The 22,374-nt window shown below is 57.5% G+C and carries 20 protein-coding genes; 6 read left to right on the top strand and 14 right to left on the bottom strand.

Going from position 1 to position 22,374, the window contains the following annotated elements; all coding sequences use genetic code 11:
* Positions 1-145: 145 nt before the first annotated feature.
* On the bottom strand, positions 146-349 hold the full coding sequence (locus tag G6R15_RS04375) for a hypothetical protein (protein WP_164658553.1): 204 nt from the start codon (positions 347-349) through the stop codon (positions 146-148).
* Positions 350-472: 123 nt separating this feature from the next.
* Here G6R15_RS04375 and G6R15_RS04370 point away from each other — a divergent pair, with 123 nt between their 5' ends.
* Positions 473-1,012, top strand: coding sequence for a DUF4375 domain-containing protein (locus tag G6R15_RS04370; RefSeq protein ID WP_164658552.1), 540 nt, complete (start codon positions 473-475; stop codon positions 1,010-1,012).
* Positions 1,013-1,071: 59 nt separating this feature from the next.
* On the opposite strand, the gene G6R15_RS04365 is transcribed toward G6R15_RS04370, so the two are convergent.
* From G6R15_RS04365 to G6R15_RS04355, 3 genes are all read right to left on the bottom strand, one after another.
* The gene (locus G6R15_RS04365) at positions 1,072-2,121 is read right to left on the bottom strand and encodes an Ldh family oxidoreductase (RefSeq protein ID WP_164658551.1); all 1,050 of its coding nucleotides are present in this window, start codon (positions 2,119-2,121) and stop codon (positions 1,072-1,074) included.
* A gap of 222 nt (positions 2,122-2,343) precedes the next feature.
* Positions 2,344-3,714, bottom strand: coding sequence for a transposase (locus tag G6R15_RS04360; RefSeq protein WP_164658550.1), 1,371 nt, complete (start codon positions 3,712-3,714; stop codon positions 2,344-2,346).
* A gap of 264 nt (positions 3,715-3,978) precedes the next feature.
* Positions 3,979-5,733, bottom strand: a complete 1,755-nt coding sequence (locus G6R15_RS04355; RefSeq protein ID WP_164658549.1) for an amidohydrolase — start codon at positions 5,731-5,733, stop codon at positions 3,979-3,981.
* A 160-nt stretch (positions 5,734-5,893) separates the two neighbouring features.
* Here G6R15_RS04355 and G6R15_RS04350 point away from each other — a divergent pair, with 160 nt between their 5' ends.
* Positions 5,894-7,003, top strand: coding sequence for a hypothetical protein (locus G6R15_RS04350; protein ID WP_164658548.1), 1,110 nt, complete (start codon positions 5,894-5,896; stop codon positions 7,001-7,003).
* A gap of 257 nt (positions 7,004-7,260) precedes the next feature.
* Here the strand turns inward: G6R15_RS04350 and G6R15_RS04345 are convergent, their stop codons facing one another.
* The 7 genes from G6R15_RS04345 to G6R15_RS04315 form a co-directional block, all read right to left on the bottom strand.
* The gene (locus G6R15_RS04345; protein WP_164658547.1) at positions 7,261-7,611 is read right to left on the bottom strand and encodes an H-type lectin domain-containing protein; all 351 of its coding nucleotides are present in this window, start codon (positions 7,609-7,611) and stop codon (positions 7,261-7,263) included.
* Positions 7,612-7,730: 119 nt separating this feature from the next.
* Positions 7,731-8,135 carry a F0F1 ATP synthase subunit epsilon gene (locus G6R15_RS04340; RefSeq protein ID WP_164658546.1) on the bottom strand — a complete coding sequence of 135 codons (405 nt, stop codon included), beginning with the start codon at positions 8,133-8,135 and terminating at the stop codon, positions 7,731-7,733.
* A 12-nt stretch (positions 8,136-8,147) separates the two neighbouring features.
* On the bottom strand, positions 8,148-9,572 hold the full coding sequence (atpD, locus tag G6R15_RS04335) for a F0F1 ATP synthase subunit beta (RefSeq protein WP_164658545.1): 1,425 nt from the start codon (positions 9,570-9,572) through the stop codon (positions 8,148-8,150).
* A gap of 17 nt (positions 9,573-9,589) precedes the next feature.
* A complete protein-coding gene (locus tag G6R15_RS04330; protein WP_164658544.1) occupies positions 9,590-10,468 on the bottom strand; it encodes a F0F1 ATP synthase subunit gamma in 879 nt (292 codons plus the stop codon).
* A gap of 12 nt (positions 10,469-10,480) precedes the next feature.
* Positions 10,481-12,019, bottom strand: coding sequence for a F0F1 ATP synthase subunit alpha (gene atpA, locus G6R15_RS04325; RefSeq protein ID WP_164658543.1), 1,539 nt, complete (start codon positions 12,017-12,019; stop codon positions 10,481-10,483).
* Positions 12,020-12,580: a F0F1 ATP synthase subunit delta gene (locus G6R15_RS04320; RefSeq protein WP_164658542.1), complete on the bottom strand. Its 561-nt coding sequence runs from the start codon at positions 12,578-12,580 to the stop codon at positions 12,020-12,022.
* 319 nt (positions 12,581-12,899) lie between these two features.
* Positions 12,900-13,670, bottom strand: a complete 771-nt coding sequence (locus G6R15_RS04315; RefSeq protein ID WP_164658541.1) for a methyltransferase domain-containing protein — start codon at positions 13,668-13,670, stop codon at positions 12,900-12,902.
* A gap of 62 nt (positions 13,671-13,732) precedes the next feature.
* Between G6R15_RS04315 and gloB the strand changes: the two genes are divergently transcribed.
* The 4 genes from gloB to G6R15_RS04295 all read left to right on the top strand — a co-directional run bounded on the left by gloB (position 13,733) and on the right by G6R15_RS04295 (position 18,504).
* Positions 13,733-14,500 (top strand): hydroxyacylglutathione hydrolase, encoded by a 768-nt coding sequence (gloB, locus tag G6R15_RS04310; protein ID WP_164658540.1) that lies wholly within the window; start codon positions 13,733-13,735, stop codon positions 14,498-14,500.
* Positions 14,501-14,674: 174 nt separating this feature from the next.
* Positions 14,675-16,999: an ATP-dependent Clp protease ATP-binding subunit ClpA gene (gene clpA, locus G6R15_RS04305; protein ID WP_164658539.1), complete on the top strand. Its 2,325-nt coding sequence runs from the start codon at positions 14,675-14,677 to the stop codon at positions 16,997-16,999.
* The gene (locus tag G6R15_RS04300) at positions 16,999-17,958 is read left to right on the top strand and encodes a M23 family metallopeptidase (protein WP_164658538.1); all 960 of its coding nucleotides are present in this window, start codon (positions 16,999-17,001) and stop codon (positions 17,956-17,958) included. The genes clpA and G6R15_RS04300 overlap by 1 nt, the downstream gene beginning before the upstream one ends.
* A gap of 30 nt (positions 17,959-17,988) precedes the next feature.
* Positions 17,989-18,504, top strand: a complete 516-nt coding sequence (locus G6R15_RS04295) for a DinB family protein (protein WP_164658537.1) — start codon at positions 17,989-17,991, stop codon at positions 18,502-18,504.
* Between the two features lie 3 nt (positions 18,505-18,507).
* On the opposite strand, the gene G6R15_RS04290 is transcribed toward G6R15_RS04295, so the two are convergent.
* The 3 genes from G6R15_RS04290 to G6R15_RS04280 form a co-directional block, all read right to left on the bottom strand.
* Positions 18,508-20,559: a peptidoglycan -binding protein gene (locus G6R15_RS04290; RefSeq protein ID WP_164658536.1), complete on the bottom strand. Its 2,052-nt coding sequence runs from the start codon at positions 20,557-20,559 to the stop codon at positions 18,508-18,510.
* Positions 20,560-20,563: 4 nt separating this feature from the next.
* Positions 20,564-21,748, bottom strand: coding sequence for a biopolymer transporter ExbB (locus tag G6R15_RS04285; RefSeq protein WP_164658535.1), 1,185 nt, complete (start codon positions 21,746-21,748; stop codon positions 20,564-20,566).
* A 72-nt stretch (positions 21,749-21,820) separates the two neighbouring features.
* On the bottom strand, positions 21,821-22,351 hold the full coding sequence (locus G6R15_RS04280) for a gamma-glutamylcyclotransferase (protein WP_164658534.1): 531 nt from the start codon (positions 22,349-22,351) through the stop codon (positions 21,821-21,823).
* Positions 22,352-22,374: the final 23 nt, after the last annotated feature.

The following is a 22,374-nucleotide window of genomic DNA, read 5'->3' as shown; positions in this document are numbered from 1 at the left end:
GGGTATGATTGGTCTCCGTGAGGTGGCGCAGAAATATGCGCCAACGCCCGTTCCTTTTGGAGCGGGCGTTTTCTATTCGCACCCGTTGGCTTGTAGGAACTCGGGGCTCTCCCGCACCCGAGCGATCCCGACTTCGTCGACATCGCTAGCGGCTTTGGGCCAGGCGCCGCGCTGCGCGCGGCGCCTGGCCCGCTTGTGGCGACCGGTTCACTCGACAGCCCGTACGTTCCTGATTGAAGCTCCGAAACTTGACGCCGTTGTAGAAGGGCGTCTTGCCAGATTTCGAAAGATAGACGCGCCCGATCACGGAGGGGCCTTCCTGCCCTTTTAACCTGTTCTCGATAAACATGATCCTCGAGCGGGACTGCCTGAATTGAGCAGGCAACTCCTCGTCAGGCCGCAGCTTACCCAGCCAGCGTTCGGCGTGTCTCATAAAACTGTGCTAGATACTTTTTTGGCCGTTGCCAGCCCAATGAAGTCAGAGAACCGTCATCTTGTCGTGCGACGCGTGCAGAGACAGCGTAAAATCGAGTTTGACGATGTGCTTCATTTTCAATGCACCAAGGCGTATCAAGCGTTTTATGAGCCGTACTACGATACGTTCAATTTCTGTGAAGGCCGCAAAGAGTGGTTGAGGAGTATTTCGACCCCCCCCCTCAAGGCGGTCCACTTGTTCAGTCTCCATTGGCTTCACTTGGTCGTCTACAATGGCGGCTTTTGGCAATATTTCTACAACTCGACGGGCACGTCTGCTCCAGAAGTCGTCGAGGGTTTTGCCACCATTGGGATGCCGGAAGTCTGTTCGATTGTTCAAGACGCTATGTCAAAACTTGGCACGCCGTACCCTGGTGACAAAGCAACGCGAGAGGTCATTGTTGGACCTTGGGATGACGGAATGGACATTGGTGAGCTTAATGACGCGTTTTACGAGCTCGCGGACACTGAGACGTTCTTTCGCAAGCTGCCAGACTGCGTCCCTTTCGCTGACGCCTATGCAGCTGTTCCAGGGTAGGTAAATTCCAACGGGTGACCTCTGTTCCCTTCGCCTTGAACTCTCGTGAAACCGAAAAATCAATGCGAGCCAGTCGGCACGCTCAACTCCTCTGCCAACGTCACGATCTTCTCCCACGTCGCCCGAGGCAGGTGGATCGGTTGATCGGCATTGCGCGCCCGTGCATCCGCCTCACGCTCTCCGGGGATCTCGACCCGGTCAAAACCTGCCGCCGGGGGGCAATTGCGAAACTCATCCAAAATTCCCTCGGCGATGTTCTGCATCTGTGTGGGCGCGCGGTAGAGCGTGCAATCCATCGCCAGCATCAGCCAGTTGCATTCGGTCGTTGCGGGTCCCAACAGCGCCTCGGCGATCATCTCGGCGGCCACGGACAGGGCATAGCCCTTGGCCCCGCCCGCCGTCAGGATCGCACCGCCGTCGAAATAGTCCTGCGGGTCGGTGGTCGGCGCGCCCTCCATGTCGATCAACACCCCCTCGGGCAGCTGCGCGCCTGCAATCTTGGCACCATAAACCCAGCCCGCTGCCGCAGCAGAGGTGGCAAAGTCCACCACCACCGGCCCACGATCACCACCGGGGATGCCGATGCTATAGGGGTTGGTGGACATCAGCGCCTTGCGCCCCCCGTATGGGGCCACCAGCCGCCAGTTCTCGCGCCCGCCCCCACCGATGATAATCATCAGGCAGCCTTGTTTGGCGGCCTCTTCGGCAAAGGCCCCCAGCCGCCCGGTGTGCCCCACGTTCTGCAAAGCAATGGCCGCCAGCCCGCCTGCCTTGGCGCGTTCCACGACATCCCGTGTAGCAATGCTCATCGCGGGGATACCGATGCCGCCATGCCCATCCACCATCCAGGCGCCCTGTGCGTTCTGTTTCAGCTCGGGCCGCACACCGGCCTTTAGGTACCCGCTGTCGTAATACCCGGCATATGGCAAGATGCGCCACACCCCGTGCGACTCCACTCCCGACCATTCCGAATCGATCAGATGCGCCGCAACCTCCTCGGCAATGTCATCAGGGCACCCATTGGCCACCATAATGCCCCGAGCCAACGACTGCGCCTGAACCGCCGCCACCGCTACCCGCTCCGTATCTGCACTGTATTTGCTTGCCATCCCTGCCCCCTTCGTCGTTCAAGGCCAAAACTTCACCCGATCACGCTCGCCCATTGTTGACGGTAACCGATCTTTGTCAGGAGGAAATCGAGTTTTCGAAAAATCTAGATCATCGCAACCCTCAAATCGGACCCGATGACGGAGACGCGGAGATACTGTTGAAGAAGTCGGTGTTTTGGCGGGCTTGATGTTGATCAAGAAACAGGCCAGCCGCGTTTCCCTTCACGCAGGCGCTGGTGTTGGCAGCAATTTAGCCAGTTTGCGGAGGTTTTGGGCTGTTGCTGCGAGTTGGAACTGTTCTGTTGCACCTTTGGGTCCGCGAAGCCGCATCATCCGCAGGCCGATGTATCGTTTTAGGTGCGCAAATAGCATCTCGACCTTTCGTCGCTGGATGAACGAGGTAATGTAGGCGTCTGTCTTGCGGATATCGCGGGCGACATCGCGTGCAGCTTCATGAACCGAGCGGAGCAAATTTCGCGCCGGTTGGGTTGGGCAGCACATTGGCTTCAAGGGGCATGCGTCGCAATCCAGTTTGGATGCGCGGTATTTGATGAACCCGTCTTTTCCGCCGTTCGCAACACGCGGCTTTGAGAACTTCCTTCGGTACGTCTGAAGCGATTGGCCTCCTGGGCAAGAGTAGCTATCGGTCGCTGGATCATATGCAAAATCCTCACGTGAGAATGTTCCGTCGGTTCGTTTGGATTTGTCCCAGACCGGAATGTGGGGTTCGATTTGACGGTCCTCCACCAGCCAGCCCAACATCTCGGCTGATCCATAGCCTGTATCACCCACAAGCTTATCGGGTTTGATCCCAAACCGATCCTGCACCCGGTCAATCATGTCCCTTGCGGCCCGCGCTTCAGCGGGCCGGATCGGGGTTGTCGGTTCGACATCCACAATGACCGCATTGTCCAAATCCACCAAGTAGTTGGTAGAATAAGCAAAGTATGCGGCACCTCCATCTGCTCCTGTCCAACGAGCAGCGGGATCGACCGGCGAGATGTATTTGGGGATTACCTTTGTCGCTGCCCCGAAAGCAACGTGATCGAGTGTCTCAATATATTCATCTACTGCGCGCGACGTCAGATTCGATGGCAATCCTTCTTTGCTATCAACCCCACGCGTCTGGTTCGCATTGGCCGGGATCAGACTGGCATCGACACCAAAGCTGTGACCACCGACCAGCCCTTCATCCATGCAGCGCTGCGAAACCGTCTCGAACAGATGCCGGAACAGGCCACTTTCACGGAAACGGCCGTGACGGTTCTTCGAGAAGGTAGCATGATCCGGCACTGGATCGACCAGGTCCAGCCTACAAAACCAGCGGTAGGCCAGATTGACATGCACCTCTTCGCAAAGCCGCCGCTCGAACCGGATGCCCATGCAATAGCCAAGCAACAACATCCGGATCATCAGCTCAGGATCAATCAAAGGGCGGCCATGCAAACTGTAAAACGGCGAAAGCAACGGACGCACATCTRATAGGTCAAGAAACCGATCAATCCCCCGCATCGGGTGGTCCCGCGGCACAAACGATTCAATTGAGAACTCATAAAACAGCGCGCCTTGAGCCATCTGCCTTGGTCCCATCATCGCCGAACCCTCCACTTTCAAAACAAGTGAATCAGAGCAACAACAACCAATCAACGGACTTTTTCAACAGGATCCGGACGTTCCCGCCGTTCGGCCTCGGCTCTCGAATGGCTGCTGTTTGTGGTTCGCGACATCGAATAAATCACGTGAGACGAACACCGGGCATTTGAGTCAGCGCAATAGGAACCTATTCACACCAGAAACGCCACTGCGCCCGCAATAAGCATGATTCGCATCAAGGGTCCTCCGCGTTGAGCCAAACATTTACGGCTCGGTGGTGTAGCGTGTGCCTGGATTGAAGGTTTCTTCGTCGATTAGATCGTCGACGATGTCCAAGGTGCGATCATAGACCACGCGTCCGTCGACCACTGTGCGTTCGATCTTTGTCTGCCACAGGTTTTCAATTGGGGTTTCGAATGGATTGGAGTCCAGTACGATGAAATCGGCGAGTTTTCTGGCTTCCAGCGACCCGAGCTTGTCCTCCCATCCTTGACCAAGGCAATGTGCGCCACCTTGCGTGAAGCCATAAATTGCTTCTTCCAGTGTGATCGCCTGAGTCGGATTTAGTGCCGGTCCAGACGGATTCTCTGGGTCGGTACGCATCACCCATGCCTGCATCTGGTGAAAGCCATTTGGGTCGGGAATTAGCGCGGAAGCCCAGTCGCTACCGAAACCAATAGGAATGCTCATATCTATCGCACGGGCGGTTTGAAATGCCTTGATGGAGTCGACAACGTTGAAGAACGTTTGGTAGCGATCACCCACCGGAGGGGCCATGCTACCTTCGATCTCGGCTGCCGGATAAGCAAGGGCAGGTGAGAAATCCATACAGACACCCTCTAAGTCGGCCAACACGTCAAATTCCTCCGGCCGCGTCATCCAGGCGTGTGAAAAGTGTAGAAGCGGCCCGTCCGGTCCCATCTCTTCGCGTACGCGCTTGAACAGCTTTGCCAATTCGCGTCCGCCGGCGTCCCCAATCACATGCACTATGACCCCGAGACCTTTGCGGTTGAAGTCGAGTACCTCCGCTTCGAATTGCTCGATCGGAAGATTTGTCTGCCCGCGGAAACCGGATCGCCCCTCATAATCTTCAAGCAGAAAGGCAGTATAGCTGTCTGGGCCGCCGTCAAAGAACATCTTGACGGCATTAGGTGCCACCAGCCTGCTCTTGTAGGACTCCCAGTCGGCAATCGTTTCGGCCTGCTTCTCGGCGGACTGCTCCATATAGTGGCTGCGCCAGTCCCAGGACGCGAAGATCCGCATCGTCAAATCGCCACGCCTGTCCAGAATGTTGGCGGCTCCCACCGGCACCGGATGGCCTTCCGCAGCCTTGATCGAAGTGAACCCGAAGGAGTTCCACTCAGCAAAAATACCAGCTTGCGCTTCGGCGACTGGTTCGATCGCTACCTCTGGCAGGGACTGAAGGATCACGCCCATTGCGAACTCACGCACTGTGCCACTTGGATCGCCTGTGACATTATCGCGGTCGAAGATGATGGTCGCGGTATTTTCAGTTTCGCCTGTCACTCCGGCGTTCTCAAGTGCCTTGGAATTGACCCACGCCGAGTGTCCCGTCTGACTGACCAGATACACTGGTCGGTCTGAGACAACCGCGTCCAGCAGATCCTTCGTAGGACTGTCACCAGCGAAGACACCGAGATTCCAACTCCCACCCCGGATCACCTGAAGGTCAGGGTTCGCTTCGGCGAATGCCTTTAGGTCGGCCAGCATAGTATCGACGTTGGTAGGGTCCGAGAAGCTCAGATTGGCCCGATCAATTCCCACCGACAACGGATGGGCATGAACGTCGATCAACCCCGGCATGACGAACGCGCCATCCAGGTCGATAATCTTGGTTGTATCGCCCACAGCCGCCATAGCCTCGTCATTCGTGCCAACAACCTCGAAAATACCGTTGTTGATTGCCACGGCTTCAGCCCAGGGCTGTGCCTCATTCACCGTGTAGATTTTCCCATTGATGTAAACAGTATCCGCAGACTGAGCGTGCACTTGTCCCATTGAAAACGCAAATACTGCGATTGAAGTAGCAACAAGTTTGCCTGACATTGTCCGTAGCCCTCCCGGCAACAAAGATTGACTAAAGTTAGCATCCCGGCAACTTTGGAGAAGATGTGACTAACACCCCTCCATTTACGGCACCCTATCAAGGAGTTCCGCGATGCCAATCAACGACCATAGTTGCGGCGATGTCCCAAGAGACCGGGTTTTGCACGCAGCGGAGAGGATTTGCCAAAGCAAGAGCTTTCGCGGTTCCGACTACCTTTCCGACCTTCTGACGGTCCTGGTCGAATGCGAACTGGAAATACGCGATGAAAAGCCGACCGCCTCATTGATCGCACAGAATGTGTTTGGGCTTGGGCCAGATTTTCGCAGCAAAAAGGATTCACGGGTCCGGGTCGCGGTCAAACGGTTGCGGACAGAGCTTGAACTCTACAACGCACGGAACAGGCCGGAGGTCGTGATTGGGTTGGACCCGGGCAACTACAAGCTTCGCATTGGCTGGAATCTGACCCAGTCAGATGACGTGGAGAACGCGCTGCAGATCGCCAACTGGTATCAGGGCGTCGCAACCAGACAGGCCCACTCCGTCGCATATCGACGGCTTGCCAACATGAGCGCATTGCAACCTGAAGACCCGGATGTTCTGGCGGCCTTTGCTGATCTTCTTCTGGACGGCGTCAAACACGGGTACCAGCGTGACCATGGTCAGGTTGAGAAAGCTGGCAGGCTGTTGGAAAAGGCGTTTTCCATCACCCCCTCCAATCCACGGGCATTGCTGGCCCGGGCTTTTCTGTCTCTGGAAGACGGCGATTTCGACAAGGTCAGGAATTGCGGCCGGTCACTGATCCAGTCCAAAGATGAAAACTGGGCGATCAGAGGTCAATGGGTTCTTGAAGTTGCCAACGGCAATCAAACCTCACCAGAGATGGAGGGATCCATTCCGCGTCAGGCTACCGAAGGCGTTGGTTGGCTGCACCACAACAGCTTTGTTCGCGCTTATGAACTTGGTGACTACGAGCAAGCATTGATTCATGCCAACAATTTTGGGATGCCCGGTTTCTTCTGGTCCCATTTGGAAAGAGCAGCGGCCTTCGCTCAGCTTGGCTTGGACCTCGCCGCATCAGACGAGCTTTCGAAAGCCGACGCCCTGAATCCGAAATTCTTGAGTGATCCAGTCTATTTCTTGTCCCGCTACATTACAAATCCTGATGCTTCTGCGCATGTGTTGGAAGGTTTGGAAAGAGCCGGCCTGAGGAGACTTCAGTAACTGGCGGCACCTGTGATTGAGCCAAACCTCTGCAATCAAAAACTGGTCTGTTTTGAAACGGTTTGGATGAAACCCGGCATCATGTTTCATTTGTGAAACTTGATCTTACATTTCTCCGCTTTCGAGGTGTTTTTGGTTGCCATAATCGAGCACTACAAACGTCCGGATTTCGCCCTTCGCGTCGGATATTGAGGCCCCGACCGAGGTCGCCTTTGGGCTCACAACCGACATTCACTGGCCACACGTCGTCGCAAGCACTATGGCACATCCCAATCATCATCCGTCGTCACATCGCCAATGGCAGTCCAGGCGACGCGGACGCGGGCGACGCGGCTGTCGGCCCAGGTCCGGAATACGATCTCGAACCCGTCAGATGTGATGTTCTCAGCAATCACCTCGGCCCGGACAGCCGCTGACGTGTCCACGTCCCACAGAGAAATCCCGACCTGAACAGCCGGGCTTGAGCGAAACGCCTCGTCAAAAACAACCGGATGTCGCCGTTCACGGGTACCGTGTCCTGTCCACATCTCTCCGTCGTTTTCGAAGTCTGCGAAAATCTGTTCGTCGCCTTGGGCAATTCCAATCGGATGGGTTTTGAATGTTCTCATTTAACTTACTGGTCTTTTCCCTACATCCGCCATTGTCCGAAAAACTTGGGCAACAACAAGGCACAAAAAAACCGACCCCTGTATCAAGGGCCGGTTTTCATGTTCATTTCACGTTGAGCTTAAAGGCTCATGTGGTCACCCAGAGCTTCCATGTCGGCGAGCAGCTTGGCTGCTTCATCAACGATCGAGGGGTGCTCTTGCGACGCCTCATGGGCGCCACGTGCCTCTGCGATCAGCTCGTCCAGATGTGCACGGGTCACCTCGTCCACCGGGATGGCTTTTTCAGCCAGTACCGACAGACCGTCGCCGTTGATCTGGGCAAAACCGCCGGTCACGAGATACTCGGTGGTACCTTCGGGACCTTCGGCCTTGAGCACACCAGGGCGCAAGGTGGTGATGGTCGGAGCATGATCGGGCATTGCCGTCATGTCTCCGTCCGCACCCGGGATCTGGACCGCGCTGACCTGAAGCGAAGCAAGGCTCCGCTCCGGGCTGACGAGGTCGAATTGCATCGTGTTAGCCATCAGGGATACTCCTTAGGCAGCTTCTGCGGCCATCTTCTCGGCTTTGGCGATCACTTCATCGATGCCACCAACCATAAGGAAGGCTGCTTCGGGGAGGTGGTCGTATTCACCGGCCACAACTGCTTTGAACGAAGCGATGGTGACATCCAGGGGAACCTGAACACCCGGCGAGCCGGTAAACACCTGAGCAACGTCAAACGGCTGCGACATGAAACGCTCGATCTTACGAGCGCGCGAAACGGTCATCTTATCCTCTTCGGACAGTTCGTCCATGCCAAGGATGGCGATGATGTCCTGCAGCGACTTGTAGCGCTGAAGGATCTGCTGAACTTCGGTCGCAACCGCATAGTGCTCTTCGCCCACGATGGCGGGGTCGAGCAGACGCGAGGTCGAGTCGAGCGGGTCAACAGCCGGGTAGATACCTTTTTCCGAGATCGCACGGTTCAGAACGGTAGTCGCGTCCAGGTGTGCAAACGAGGTAGCAGGCGCAGGGTCGGTCAAGTCATCCGCAGGCACGTAAACGGCCTGAACGGACGTGATCGAGCCGGACTTGGTCGAAGTGATGCGTTCCTGCATCGCGCCCATGTCGGTCGCCAGTGTCGGCTGATAGCCAACAGCCGAAGGAATACGACCCAGCAGAGCCGAAACTTCGGAACCGGCCTGAGTGAAGCGGAAGATGTTGTCGACAAAGAACAGAACGTCGGCACCGGTCGCATCACGGAACTGTTCCGCCAGGGTCAGACCCGACAGAGCAATACGCATACGCGCACCCGGAGGCTCGTTCATCTGGCCGTAAACCAGGGCGATTTTGGATTCGCTCAGGTTCTCGGGAACGATAACGCCGGATTCAATCATCTCGTGGTACAGGTCGTTACCTTCACGCGTACGCTCACCAACACCCGCGAACACGGACACGCCCGAGTGCACTTTTGCGATGTTGTTGATCAGTTCCATGATCAAAACGGTTTTACCAACGCCGGCGCCGCCGAACAGACCGATTTTACCGCCTTTGGCGTAAGGGGCCAGCAGGTCAACAACCTTAATGCCGGTGACCAGAACTTCGGATTCAGTTGCCTGATCCGCAAAATCCGGTGCGTCCTGGTGGATGGCGCGGGTTTCGTCGGTTTCAACCGGGCCTTTTTCGTCGATGGGCTCGCCCACAACGTTCAGGATCCGGCCCAGGGTCGCGTTGCCGACCGGAACCGCAATCGGTGCGCCGGTGTCGGTGACGGCTTCGCCGCGAACCAGACCTTCGGTCGCGTCCATCGCAATGGTACGGACAGTGTTTTCGCCCAGGTGCTGTGCAACCTCCAAAACCAGCTTTTTGCCGTTGTTGGTGGTGTCCAGCGCGTTCAGAATTTCAGGCAGTGCATCATCGAATTGGACGTCGACGACGGCCCCGATGATCTGTGTGACTTTGCCTTTTGCATTCGCCATGTTGTGTCTCCGGTTTCTTACAGCGCTTCGGCGCCGGAAATAATTTCAATCAGCTCGTTGGTGATCACGGCCTGACGCGAACGGTTGAACTGGATCGTCAGCTTGTCGATCATTTCACCCGCGTTGCGTGTCGCGTTGTCCATTGCGGACATCCGTGCACCTTGTTCCGAGGCCGCGTTTTCGAGCAGAGCCGAGAAGATCGCCGTGGCAACCCCCTTGGGCAGCAGGTCGGCCAGAATGGCCTCTTCGCTGGGCTCGTAGTCGAAGATCGCACCGCTGTCGTCTCCGCCTTCGGTCTCTTCGAACGAGGCAGGGATGATCTGCTGTGCGGTCGGGATCTGCGTGACGACGTTTTCGAACTTCGAGTAGAAGATCGTTGCGACGTCAAAATCCCCGGCATCGAAACGGGTCAATACGTCCTTGGCGATGTCCTGCGCATTGGCATAGCCAAGACGCTTGACGTCGCTCAGGTCGACGTGACCCACGAACATATCACCGTAATCGCGCTTGATCGCGTCGCGACCTTTTTTACCGACCGTCAGGATTTTCACCGTCTTGCCGTTCGCGCGCAGTTCACCCGCTTTGGCGCGGGCGAGTTTGGCGATGTTGCCGTTAAAGCCGCCGCAGAGACCGCGTTCGGCTGTCATTACGACCAGCAGGTGCACATCATCACTGCCCGTACCACGAAGCAGCTTGGGGGCGCTGTCGCTGCCCCCGACCGAGACCGCCAGCCCCGCCATCACGGCATTGAACCGTTCGGCATAGGGACGTGCGCTTTCGGCAGATTCCTGGGCGCGGCGCAATTTTGCGGCCGCGACCATCTGCATGGCCTTGGTGATCTTGCGGGTCGATTTGACCGACTCGATCCTGTTCTTAAGGTCCTTAAGATTTGGCATTGCCGCGTCTCCTTAGGCGAAGGTTGCGGCGTATTCGTCCAGCGCAGCCTTGATCTTGTCGGACGCATCACCCTTGATCTTAGGATCTTCGTTGGTGATCCACTCCAGCAGGTCAGCGTGCTTGCCGCGCAGGTGCGACAACAGGCCAGCCTCGTAGCGACCAACATCGGTTACGTCGATCTTGTCGAGGTAGCCGTTGGTGCCTGCAAAGATGACGCAAACGATTTCGGCGTTGGTCAGCGGCGAATACTGCGGCTGTTTCATCAGCTCGGTCAGACGCGCACCACGGTTCAGCAGCTGCTGAGTTGCGGCGTCAAGGTCGGAACCAAACTGCGCAAACGCAGCCATTTCGCGATACTGAGCCAGTTCCAGTTTCACCGGACCAGCAACCGATTTCATCGAGTTGGTCTGAGCCGAAGAGCCCACACGCGAAACCGACAGACCGGTGTTCACAGCAGGACGGATGCCCTGATAGAAAAGTTCGGTTTCCAGGAAGATCTGGCCGTCGGTAATCGAGATCACGTTGGTCGGAATAAACGCCGAAACGTCGCCGCCCTGGGTTTCGATGACCGGCAGAGCTGTCAGCGAACCGGCACCGAAGTCTTCGTTCAGCTTTGCCGAACGCTCGAGCAGGCGCGAGTGGAGGTAGAAAACGTCACCAGGATAAGCTTCACGTCCGGGCGGACGACGCAGCAGCAGCGACATCTGACGATACGAAACGGCCTGTTTGGACAGGTCATCATAGATGATCAGGGCGTGCTTGCCGTTGTCACGGAAGAATTCGGCCATCGCGGTTGCGGCGTAGGGTGCCAGGAACTGCATCGGTGCCGGGTCGGACGCGGTCGCAGCCACAACGATCGAGTAGTCGATCGCGCCGGACTCTTCCAGCTTCTTCACCAGTTGAGCAACGGTCGAACGCTTCTGGCCGATCGCAACGTACACACAGTACAGCTTCTTGCTCTCGTCATCGCCAGCAGCGTCGTTGACCGACTTCTGGTTCAGGATGGTGTCGAGGGCGACAGCGGTCTTACCAGTTTGACGGTCACCAATGATCAGCTCGCGCTGGCCACGGCCAATCGGGATCATCGCGTCGACCGACTTCAGGCCGGTTGCCATCGGCTCGTGAACCGATTTACGCGGGATGATGCCCGGCGCTTTGACGTCAGCAACGCCGCGCTCGGTGGATTCGATGGGGCCTTTGCCGTCCAGGGGGTTACCCAGACCGTCAACAACACGACCCAGCAGACCGTTGCCGATTGGCACGTCCACGATCGAGTTGGTGCGCTTGACGGTGTCGCCTTCTTTGATGTCACGGTCGGACCCAAAGATAACCACACCGACGTTGTCGCTTTCCAGGTTCAGCGCCATACCCATGATGCCACCGGGGAATTCGACCATTTCACCGGCCTGAACATTGTCGAGGCCGTATACGCGGGCGATACCGTCGCCGACGCTCAGCACGCGACCGATTTCGGCCACTTCTGCGTCCTGACCAAAGTTCTTGATCTGGTCCTTCAGGATTGCAGAAATCTCTGCAGCTTGGATACCCATTTATCCGACCTCTTTCATTGCATTCTGGAGGGAGTTGAGCTTGGAGCGGATCGAGGTGTCGATCATCTTCGAGCCCACTTTAACGACAAGACCGCCGATGAGGCTCTCATCAACGGTCGCATTGATAGTAACAGTCTTGCCCACACGCTCGGACAGCGTCTTGGACAGTTTTTCAACCTGGGTCTTGGTCAGCGCCTTGGCCGATGCAACATCAGCTGTCACTTCGCCGCGGGCGTCTGCCAGAGCCTCCCGCAACGCGGTCAGCAACTGCGGCACGACGAACAGTCGACGCTTTTGCGCCATCAGACCCAAGCTGTTGGTCAGAACCGGATCCAGACCCATCTTGGTGGCGACAGCCGCGATGGCGGCTTCCTGATCAGCACGCGACACGAGCGGTGATGCAATCAGGTCACGCAGATCGTCGCTGTCAGCCAAAGCTGCCACCAGATCGTTGATGCCGGTTTCCAGACCGTCGAGGTTTTTGTTCTCTTTCGCGATCTCAAAGATCGCGGTGGCATAGCGTTCAGCGATGCCTGCGGAAATCGAAGCTGGTTCGGACACGTCCACCCTTCCGATACGTTGGCCCCGAGATCACCTGAGCAGGTAACACGGGGGCGTGAAGAAACCCCGCCGGGACGGCAGGGCATCAAATTCTTGGGGGATGTAGCAGAGCGTTTGCGACCTAGCAATAACCTATAGCGGTAACGGAATTATCCACATATCGTTTCTTTTCAATACCTTACCGAAACTGCGACCGTTTGTGTCGGGTTGCCGGGTTGAAAAATGTTACCGAATTGCAGGTTTTTGCGATTCCTGCGACAGATTTCTTGCAGATTGCCGCGAAACTGGCCTCATCAATAGGTCCAGTTTCAACGGAAATTTATCCCACCTCCGTCGGACCACGCCAAGCTGGTTTCGGTAGCGGGTTCGACAACCCTTCGAGAATGCGAATGCGGCTTGGAACCTTGTCCTTGATCCCGGCCCCGCGCGGAGGATGCAGGCGCTTTGACACCTCAACCAGAAACACGCCGCCCGCCATGATCGTCGGGATGCGGGTGCCGGTACGCTCCAACATCGGGCCCGTTTTCAGCCAGAACCGCTTGAACGACGGTGGGTGGTATAGGGCGGAGCAATGAAATTCTGGCTCGAACTCATGCTTGCGCAACTGTGCCTCAAGTTGGGTGAGCGTATAGGGTCGACCATATCCAAATGGGGTTTTGTCCGAGCGTGACCACAGCCCCGCCCGGTTCGGCACCACAAACAACGCCCTGCCCCCCGGTCCCAATACCCGCCAGCATTCATCAAGCAGATCCGAAGGACGCTCGGACGTCTCTAACCCGTGCATCACGATCAAACGATCAATGTGACCAGTTTCGATCGGCCAGAGCGTTTCTTCGACCAGGACCGAGACATTGGGCTGCCCTGCGGGCCAAGCCATGACCCCCTGCGGCCCCGGCATCAGTCCAATCACCCGGCGCGCATCCCCCAAATAAGGGCGCAACAAGGGTACAGCAAAGCCGAAGCCCGCGATGGTCTGCCCGGTCGCCTGCGGCCAGATCGCCTGGACACGTCCGCGCACAGCCGCCTGTGCCGCGCGCCCCAATGTGCTGCGGTAATAGAAATTCCTTAGATCCTGCACATCAAGATGCATTGCGGACGCCCGTATGATCGGCCAAGCTGCGGGCCAGTTTAGCAACGAAAGGTCAAAAGGCCATGCCTCTCGAGATCGTCACCATTCCCTGCCTCTCTGACAACTATGCCTTTCTGGCCCATGATCGCGCAAGCGGAGAAACCGCTCTGGTTGATACGCCCGAAGCCGACCCCATTCTGGCCGAGCTTGCAGCGCGCGGTTGGGCGCTCAGCCATGTGTTGCTTACACACCACCACTGGGACCACGTGGACGGCCTGGGAGACATTCTGACCAAACACCCGGCAAAGGTCATCGGGGCTGCCGCTGATGTGCACCGCCTGCCTGCCTTGGACAGCCAAGTTAGGGACGGGGACAGTTTCGAATTTGCCGGAGAGACCGTAAATGTCATGGACGTCTCAGGTCACACGATTGGCCACATCGCCTTTCATATGCCTGCCAGTCGCGTTCTGTTCACCGCCGACAGCCTGATGGCGCTTGGATGTGGACGCTTGTTTGAGGGTACACCGGATCAAATGTGGACCTCGCTGTGCAAAATGGCGTCCCTGCCCCCTGAAACAACCGTTTGTTCGGGCCACGAATACACCCAGTCAAATGGTGCCTTTGCGATCACGATTGAACCCGAAAACGCTGATTTGCAAGCCCGCGTGGCCGACATCGCACAGGCTCGCGCGGCTGGAAAACCTACCGTGCCGTCATCTTTGGCACTGGAATTGGCAACTAACCCCTTTCTGCGCGCCGCAGAGCCGGGTATTGCAGACAATCTGAACATGTCAGGCGCTGATCCGGCGGCTGTGTTCACCGAAATCCGGTCGCGCAAGGACAGTTTCTGACCCTTTAGCACCCTGGAACATAACAACAGTCACAACAAATGTGACCGCTAAATGAAAGAAAACCCTTGAAGCCGGGCAAACATCAACCAAACTCTAATACTATGAGGACATGGTTGGCTGTTGGGGGTGCCTCCATCCCACGCCCCGCCCGACCCAAGACAGAGGAGCACCCGCGTGCCTTCATTCTCGAGCACACTTGAACAAGCCATTCACGCAGCCCTGGCCGCTGCTAACGAACGGCGTCACGAATTTGCCACGCTGGAGCATCTGCTTCTGGCGCTTCTGGACGAACCCGATTCGGTGCGTGTCATGAAGGCCTGTAGTGTGGATCTGAACGAACTGCGTAGCACTCTGGTCGAGTTTATCGACGAGGATTTGTCAAACCTTGTCACAGACATAGATGGATCCGAGGCCGTGCCGACAGCCGCTTTTCAGCGCGTGATCCAGCGCGCCGCGATCCATGTACAGTCGTCGGGCCGCACAGAGGTCACCGGCGCCAACGTTCTGGTCGCGATCTTTGCTGAACGTGAAAGCAACGCTGCTTACTTTCTGCAAGAGCAGGATATGACCCGCTATGATGCGGTGAACTTTATCGCGCACGGCGTCGCCAAAGACCCGGAATTTGGTGAAAGCCGCCCAGTGTCGGGTGCAACCGATGCCGAAGAAGAGGTGCACACCGCCACAACCGAAGGCGAGCAGAAAGAAAGCGCGCTGGCCAAATACTGCGTCGACCTGAACGCCAAATCGCGTGAAGGCGACATTGACCCACTGATTGGTCGCGATTCCGAAGTGGAACGTTGCATTCAGGTGCTGTGCCGCCGCCGCAAGAACAACCCGCTTTTGGTGGGTGATCCCGGCGTGGGTAAAACTGCGATTGCCGAAGGCTTGGCGCGCAAGATCGTTAACGGCAACACGCCCGAGGTTTTGTCGAATGCCACGATCTATTCGCTGGACATGGGCGCATTGCTTGCAGGCACCCGCTATCGCGGTGACTTCGAAGAACGCCTGAAGGCAGTGGTGACCGAACTGGAAGACCACCCCGACGCAGTTCTGTTCATCGACGAGATCCACACCGTAATCGGTGCTGGTGCCACGTCGGGAGGTGCGATGGACGCGTCCAACTTGCTGAAGCCTGCGCTGCAAGGCGGCAAGCTGCGGACCATGGGGTCAACCACTTACAAGGAGTTCCGCCAGCATTTCGAAAAAGACCGTGCGCTAAGCCGTCGATTCCAAAAGATTGACGTCAGCGAACCAACGGTCGAAGACAGCATCAAGATCCTGAAAGGTCTGAAGCCCTATTTTGAGGAACATCACGACATCAAATACACTGCGGATGCGATCAAAACCGCGGTCGAGTTGTCGGCGCGTTACATCAACGACCGCAAACTGCCCGACAAAGCCATCGACGTCATTGACGAGGCTGGAGCAGCGCAGCACCTGGTCGCTGAAAGCAAGCGGCGCAAGACCATCGGCGTCAAAGAGATTGAGGCCGTCGTGGCCAAGATCGCCCGCATTCCGCCCAAGAATGTCACCAAGGACGATGCCGAGGTTCTCAAGGATCTGGAAGCGTCGCTCAAGCGCGTGGTCTTTGGTCAGGACAAGGCGATCGAAGCACTGTCGAGCGCCATCAAACTGGCTCGCGCCGGCCTGCGTGAACCTGAAAAACCCATCGGCAACTACCTGTTCGCCGGTCCGACAGGTGTGGGCAAAACCGAGGTGGCCAAGCAATTGGCTGACACCTTGGGTGTAGAACTACTGCGGTTCGACATGTCTGAGTACATGGAGAAACACGCAGTTTCGCGTCTGATCGGTGCCCCTCCGGGTTACGTCGGTTTCGATCAGGGTGGCATGCTGACCGACGGTGTCGACCAGCACCCGCATTGTGTGCTGCTGCTTGACGAGATCGAAAAGGCGCACCCCGATGTGTTCAACATTCTGCTGCAGGTCATGGACCACGGCGAGCTGACCGATCACAACGGGCGTACTGTGAACTTCCGCAACGTGGTGTTGATCATGACCTCGAACGCGGGCGCGCAAGAACAGGCCAAGGCGGCCATCGGCTTTGCTCGTGACCGACGCGAGGGCGAAGACACCGCTGCCATCGAGCGCACGTTTACGCCTGAATTCCGCAACCGTCTGGATGCCGTGATCTCATTCGCACCACTGCCGAAAGAGGTCATTCTACAGGTGGTTGAAAAGTTCGTGCTGCAGTTGGAAGCCCAATTGATGGATCGCAATGTGTCGATCGAATTGACGCGTCCGGCAGCGGCGTGGCTAGCAGACAAAGGGTACGACGACAAAATGGGCGCACGCCCCTTGGGTCGAGTGATTCAGGAATATATCAAGAAACCACTCGCCGAAGAGCTGCTGTTCGGTAAGCTTGCCAAAGGCGGCGTCGTCCTCGTCGGCGTCAAAAATGGCGAGTTGGATCTGAAGATTGACGGCCCCGACAAACCGCGCATTTCTGGCGACAAGCCTCCGCTTTTGACCGCGGACTAATGCGTGCGGCGCTGATCGCACTGTTCTCGCTTGCCGCATATCCTGCGGCGAGCGAACCAATATTAACCCTACCCGTTGACTGCGTCTTGGGTGAAACCTGCCACATCCAACAATATGTCGACCGCGACGCCGGGGATGGCTATCGCGACTACCAGTGCGGCAACCTCGCTTATGATGGCCACAAGGGCACTGATTTCTCCCTTCCTACCCTAAGAGCCATGCAGGACGGCGTGAATGTTATCGCCGCTGCGCCGGGTATGGTGCGTGGTGTACGCGATGGGATGGAAGACCAGCTTTACACCATCGACAATGCCAAAGACGTCAAGGGCAAGGAATGCGGCAACGGGGTGGTCGTGCGCCATGATGACGGCTGGGAAACACAGTATTGCCACCTGAAAAAGGGGTCGGTGCGGGTGCGCACTGGCTATAAAGTCAAACGGGGCACAGTGCTGGGCGAAATTGGCCTAAGCGGCAAAACCCAATTCCCCCACCTGCATATGTCAGTGCGCCACAATGGTAAGGTGGTTGACCCGTTCAACACTGGCGATGTCGTCGCCTGCGATGTCGCGGGAGAGAACCTTTGGCGCTCGGTCCCCGACTATCTGCCCGGCGCCTTGATCGAGGCAGGGTTCGCCGATCGTGTGCCGGATTATGACGAAATTCACGCCGGAACCGCAAAACAGACACAGATGTCACCGGCCTCGGGGGCACTGGTTCTATATGGATTTGCCTATGGGGGTCGCAAAGGCGACGTCATCCGGATCGAGATCCATGGGCCTGAAGGATTGATGGCCAATTACGACTCGATTCTGGAAAAGAACCTGGCGCGGTTTTTTCGCGCCTATGGCAAGCGGTTGAAAAAATCACGATGGCCAAGTGGGGAATATGATGGCATCGTGACCATGATCCGCGATGGCCAGGTGCTCAGCCGAGCCACCACCCAAGCGACGATCAACTGACCCCCCGAAACAACCAAGCAGGTGCATCTCATGCCCAACGTTGCTTATTGCCAGAACATGGCTCGCTATAACCTTTGGCAAAACGACAATCTAGTCGCCGCAGCGAACACATTGACCGAGGCCGAACGCCAGAAAGATCGCGGTGCCTTCTTCGACTCGATTCAACGCACGTTTTCGCATCTTGCCTGGGGTGACACGCTGTGGTTCAGCCGCTTTGCCGGAATTTACCCCCCCGATCTGGCGATCAAGGATTCTGCGCAATTCCTGCCAGAGTGGGAAACATTCTGCGCATACCGCAAGGATTTGGATCAGCAAATCCTAAGGTGGACCAAAGAGGTGCCGGATCAATGGTTCGAGGGCGACTTGAGCTGGTACTCAGGCGCGATTGAACGTGAAGTGACCAAGCCCAAAACCCTGCTGGTTTTGCAGTTCTTCAACCACCAGACCCACCATAGGGGTCAGATCCACGCCATGCTGACCGCCGCAGGCGCCCGCCCTGGCGACACTGACATCCCCTTCATGCCTGACAGCTACGCCGCGCTCTGAACGTCACTTTTCGGTCAGTTTCAGCTCGATGCGCCGGTTTTGCGCCCGCGCTTCGGGCGAATCTGCGGTGTTGAGCGGTTGGTATTCGCCAAAGCCGTTAGCCGACAGGCGATCAGGTGGGATGCCTAGAAATTCGACCATATAGCGAACCACGGACAAAGCCCGGCCCTGGCTAAGCTCCCAGTTGTCCGAGAATTTGCCCGTTCCAAACAGAGGTACATTGTCGGTGTGACCGTCAACACGGATCACCCAATCAATCTCGCTTGGGATTTCGCTGGCGATGGATTGCAGGATGCGCGCCACTTTGGCGATTTCAAACTGACCATCAACGGACAGATCGGCGCTGCCAGGGTCAAACAAAACCTCGGACGAAAACACGAACCTGTCGCCCTCAATCCGCACGCCCTCTTGGTCGCCCAACAGTCCCCGCAAGCGGCCAAAGAACTCAGACCGGTATTGCTCCAGATCCTTGGCCTGAGCTTGCAACGCGAGGGCCTCTTCTGCCAGTTTAATAGCCTCTGCCTCCAACCGCTTACGCTCGGCCTCTTCCAATAGTCGGCGCTTGCGCTCTTCGGATGCGGCGCGAGCCAGAGCGGCATTCAAGTCCTGCCCCAACGTCTGCAACTGCACCTGGGCCGCTGCATCGCGATCTTTAAAATCGTCCAGCAGTGCCTGCAACCCACCAAGTTGCGTGCGTAGGGCAGCCACCTGTTGGTTCAGCAGGGCCGTCTGACGTTGTGCTTCGGCCGAGATTTCTTGTTCGTCGGCCAGTGTTTCGCGCGCCTTGGCCAAAAGGGCCGCGCGCTCTTCGGCCAGGCTGCGCTGGCTGGCGGCTTCTTGACTGGCACTGTCTTGCGCGTTCAACGCCGCCAGTAAACGGGCCTGCAACACGTCCTGATCCGAAACGGCAACCTGCGCGCGCTCCAACTCTTCAAGCGCTTGCAGCAGCCGCGCCTCAACCTCGACCTTACTGTCCTGGGTGCCCGCGACACGCGCACGAGCGGCATCTAAATCGGCCTGAGCCTGAGCCAGTTGCCCTTCCAACGTGTCCACTTGGGCCGTCTGTTCTGACTGCGTCAGCTCCATCTGCGCCAAAGCGCGGGTCAGGCGTTCGGCCAATTCATCCCGCTCGCGCCCCTGTGCTTGAGCAATCTCAATCTGCTCCAAAGCCTGCGCCAGCTCTTGCTGCAAGGCGTCGCGCGCGACGTCGGCCGCAGCGAGAAGGGTCAGGGTGTCCTCAGCGTCTTGCCTCTGTTGCTCCAATGCGAGCGTCATCGCCGTCAGCTCGGCATCGGCATTCTGCAACCGCTCACGCAGGGCTTCGGCGGCGGTGGCCTCAGCCAAACGTGCGGCTTCTTCGTCTGTCAGTTTCTGCTCTAGCGAAGTGATGCGACCGGCGTTTGCCTCGCCCTCTTTTTCCAAATCCGCTACCAGCGCCTCAAGCGCTTCGCGGCGGGCCGCAGCTAGGCGAGCGGCCTCGGTCTGGGCGTCGATCTCGCTGCGCGATTGCGCAAGCGCCAAGTTCAGTGCCTCTTGCTCGGACAGCAATTCCGTGCGCGCCTGATCCAAGGCGTCCCGTTCCTGTTGAAGCGATGCAATGTCCGACAACGCCCGATCACGATCCGCCAAGAGCGCGGCAACCTGCGCCTCGAATCCGGTGATCTGCGTTTGGGCCGCGCTCAGGGCCGCGTTTTGCGCATCACGCTCGGCGGTCAAAGTTGCGATGATCGAGGCACGTTCAACCAGCTCTGCCTGCGCTGCATCCAGATTGTCCTGCGCCTGATTGAGCGTTGAATTGAGCGCACCCAGACGCGCCTCTAGTTGATTGCTTTCACGCTCTTCTAGCCCAAGTGCCAAGGCCAGCGCCGACACTTCGGACGACAGCGCGTCCAGCTCGGTTTCCTGGCCTGAAATTGTCTCGCGCAGGACGAATTGCACGACCATGAAAATGGTCAATACAAACATCAGAACCAGCAAAAGGCCGGTCATCGCGTCCACAAAACCGGGCCAGATCGACCCTTGGAACCTTTGACCTGTGCGGCGTGACAGAGGCATGGGATCAGCCCCCGCTGCTTGGCTTTGGCACCCGTCCAGCTGACATCGCCGCGACCAGCAACTCGATATCCTTGCGCAGCTCTGTCATGCTTTCCTGACGACCTGCGGATATTTCTTCCAGGATACGCAGCATCTGCACGTCAATTGACCGCAGACGCATCCGGCTTTCGGCATCCAATCCCTCGTGCTGGCCCTGCGTCCGCATGATCTCGACCAGAGCGTCCTGCCCTGCGGCAACTCGATCAAGCGCAGCAATCGTGCCTTCGGTTCTCGCATCCCGGTCACTCATGGCGCTGATGGCGTCAACCAGATGGCCAAGCCGGGCGTTTACCTCGGCCTGAGATTTATCCGATGCTTCGAACATGGCACGCAGGCCGTCCATCTGCTCGGCCATGTGGTCCATAACATTCGTGATAGCGCCTGTATCAACGCCGCTCCCGTCGCCATCGCCGTCTCCCGAGCTAAAGCCCACGCGGGTGATCGAGGACAGCCACTCTTCCAACTCGCGATAGAACCGGTTCTGGCCGTGCCCGGCGAAGAGTTCCAGCAAACCCACGATCAGCGACCCCGCCAGACCCAACAAAGACGAAGCAAAAGCAACGCCCATGCCGCCAAGCTGAGCTTCAAGCCCGGTCATCAGGCGGTTGAAAACGGTAATCCCCTCTTCGCCCTCCTGCGGGGCGAGGCTGCGAATGGTGTCGACTACGGCAGGTACTGTGGTGGCCAATCCGTAAAATGTGCCCAGAAGGCCAAGGAAAATCAGAAGATTAACGATGTAGCGGGTGATTTCCCGCGCCTCATCAATCCGTTGCGCCACCGAATCCAGGATCGATCTAGTCGATGATGACCCCAGCTGCATCCGCGCACCCCGAGACCGCAACAACGAGGCCAAGGGCGCCAACAGTTGGGGCGGCACGACATTGGCGTTGTGCTCTCCCACGGCAAAAGTTTCGATCCAACGGACCGAGCCGATCAACTGAACCACCTGCCAGAAGCAGGCCAACACGCCGATGACAAAAACAAAGACGATAAACCCGTTCAGGTAAGGGTTCGCTTCGAAAACCGGCAAAACACGCGGCAGTGCCAGAAACGCGCCGGCACCGGAGAGGCCCAGAACGATCAGCATAGTTACGATCTGTTGAATCGGTTGCGAGAACTGCGGTCTCGTCTCTTGTTCTAGTTGCGCCATGCGCGGTCTTCCTGACACGGGTTGCCTGCTCTGGCCCGAACCTAACGAAGAATTGCGCGCTGCGCCAAGGATTTATACCGAAAGCACGCGCACGCGGGTCGACAGCCAGTCGAGATCTGGGTCATGCAGACCAATTTCAGTCAGATGTTGAGCCGTGTTGTAGAGATATTCGGTATTTGGTCCGCGACCACCTACGGCGCGCGCGATAATCTGAGCCTGACGTTCCAGCTCCATACCGCCGCAATACTGCACGTGGTCGGCGTCGATGACATAGGTGACGGCATTCACGACACTGCCGTCATCCAGATGCACATCCAGCATCCGCTCCAGATAGGCCGACGACACCAACTCGCGTTCGCGAAGCTCGGCCAGCGTCTTTTCTTCGTGACCCGGCTCGACCGCCAGGGCCAGGCCACGGCAATGGGCATCCGTTACCTCGTCCAGCGCCAGAACCAAACCTGGCTTGTCCTCGGTCCCGCGGTGGTGAATTGAGCTCATGCAGAACGAGCGCGCATAGCCATGCAGCGTTGCCAATTCGCTACGCGCCACCGGAAATCCCGGGTTCCACAAAAGCGATCCGTATCCGAATACCCACATCGTCATGGTGCTGGTCCTTGCCTGTTTCG

The organism is Tropicibacter sp. Alg240-R139 (genome assembly GCF_900537075.1).
Lineage (GTDB): Bacteria > Pseudomonadota > Alphaproteobacteria > Rhodobacterales > Rhodobacteraceae > Falsiruegeria.
Note: the sequence above shows the minus strand (reverse complement) of the source record. Positions and strands in the feature narration are given on the sequence as shown.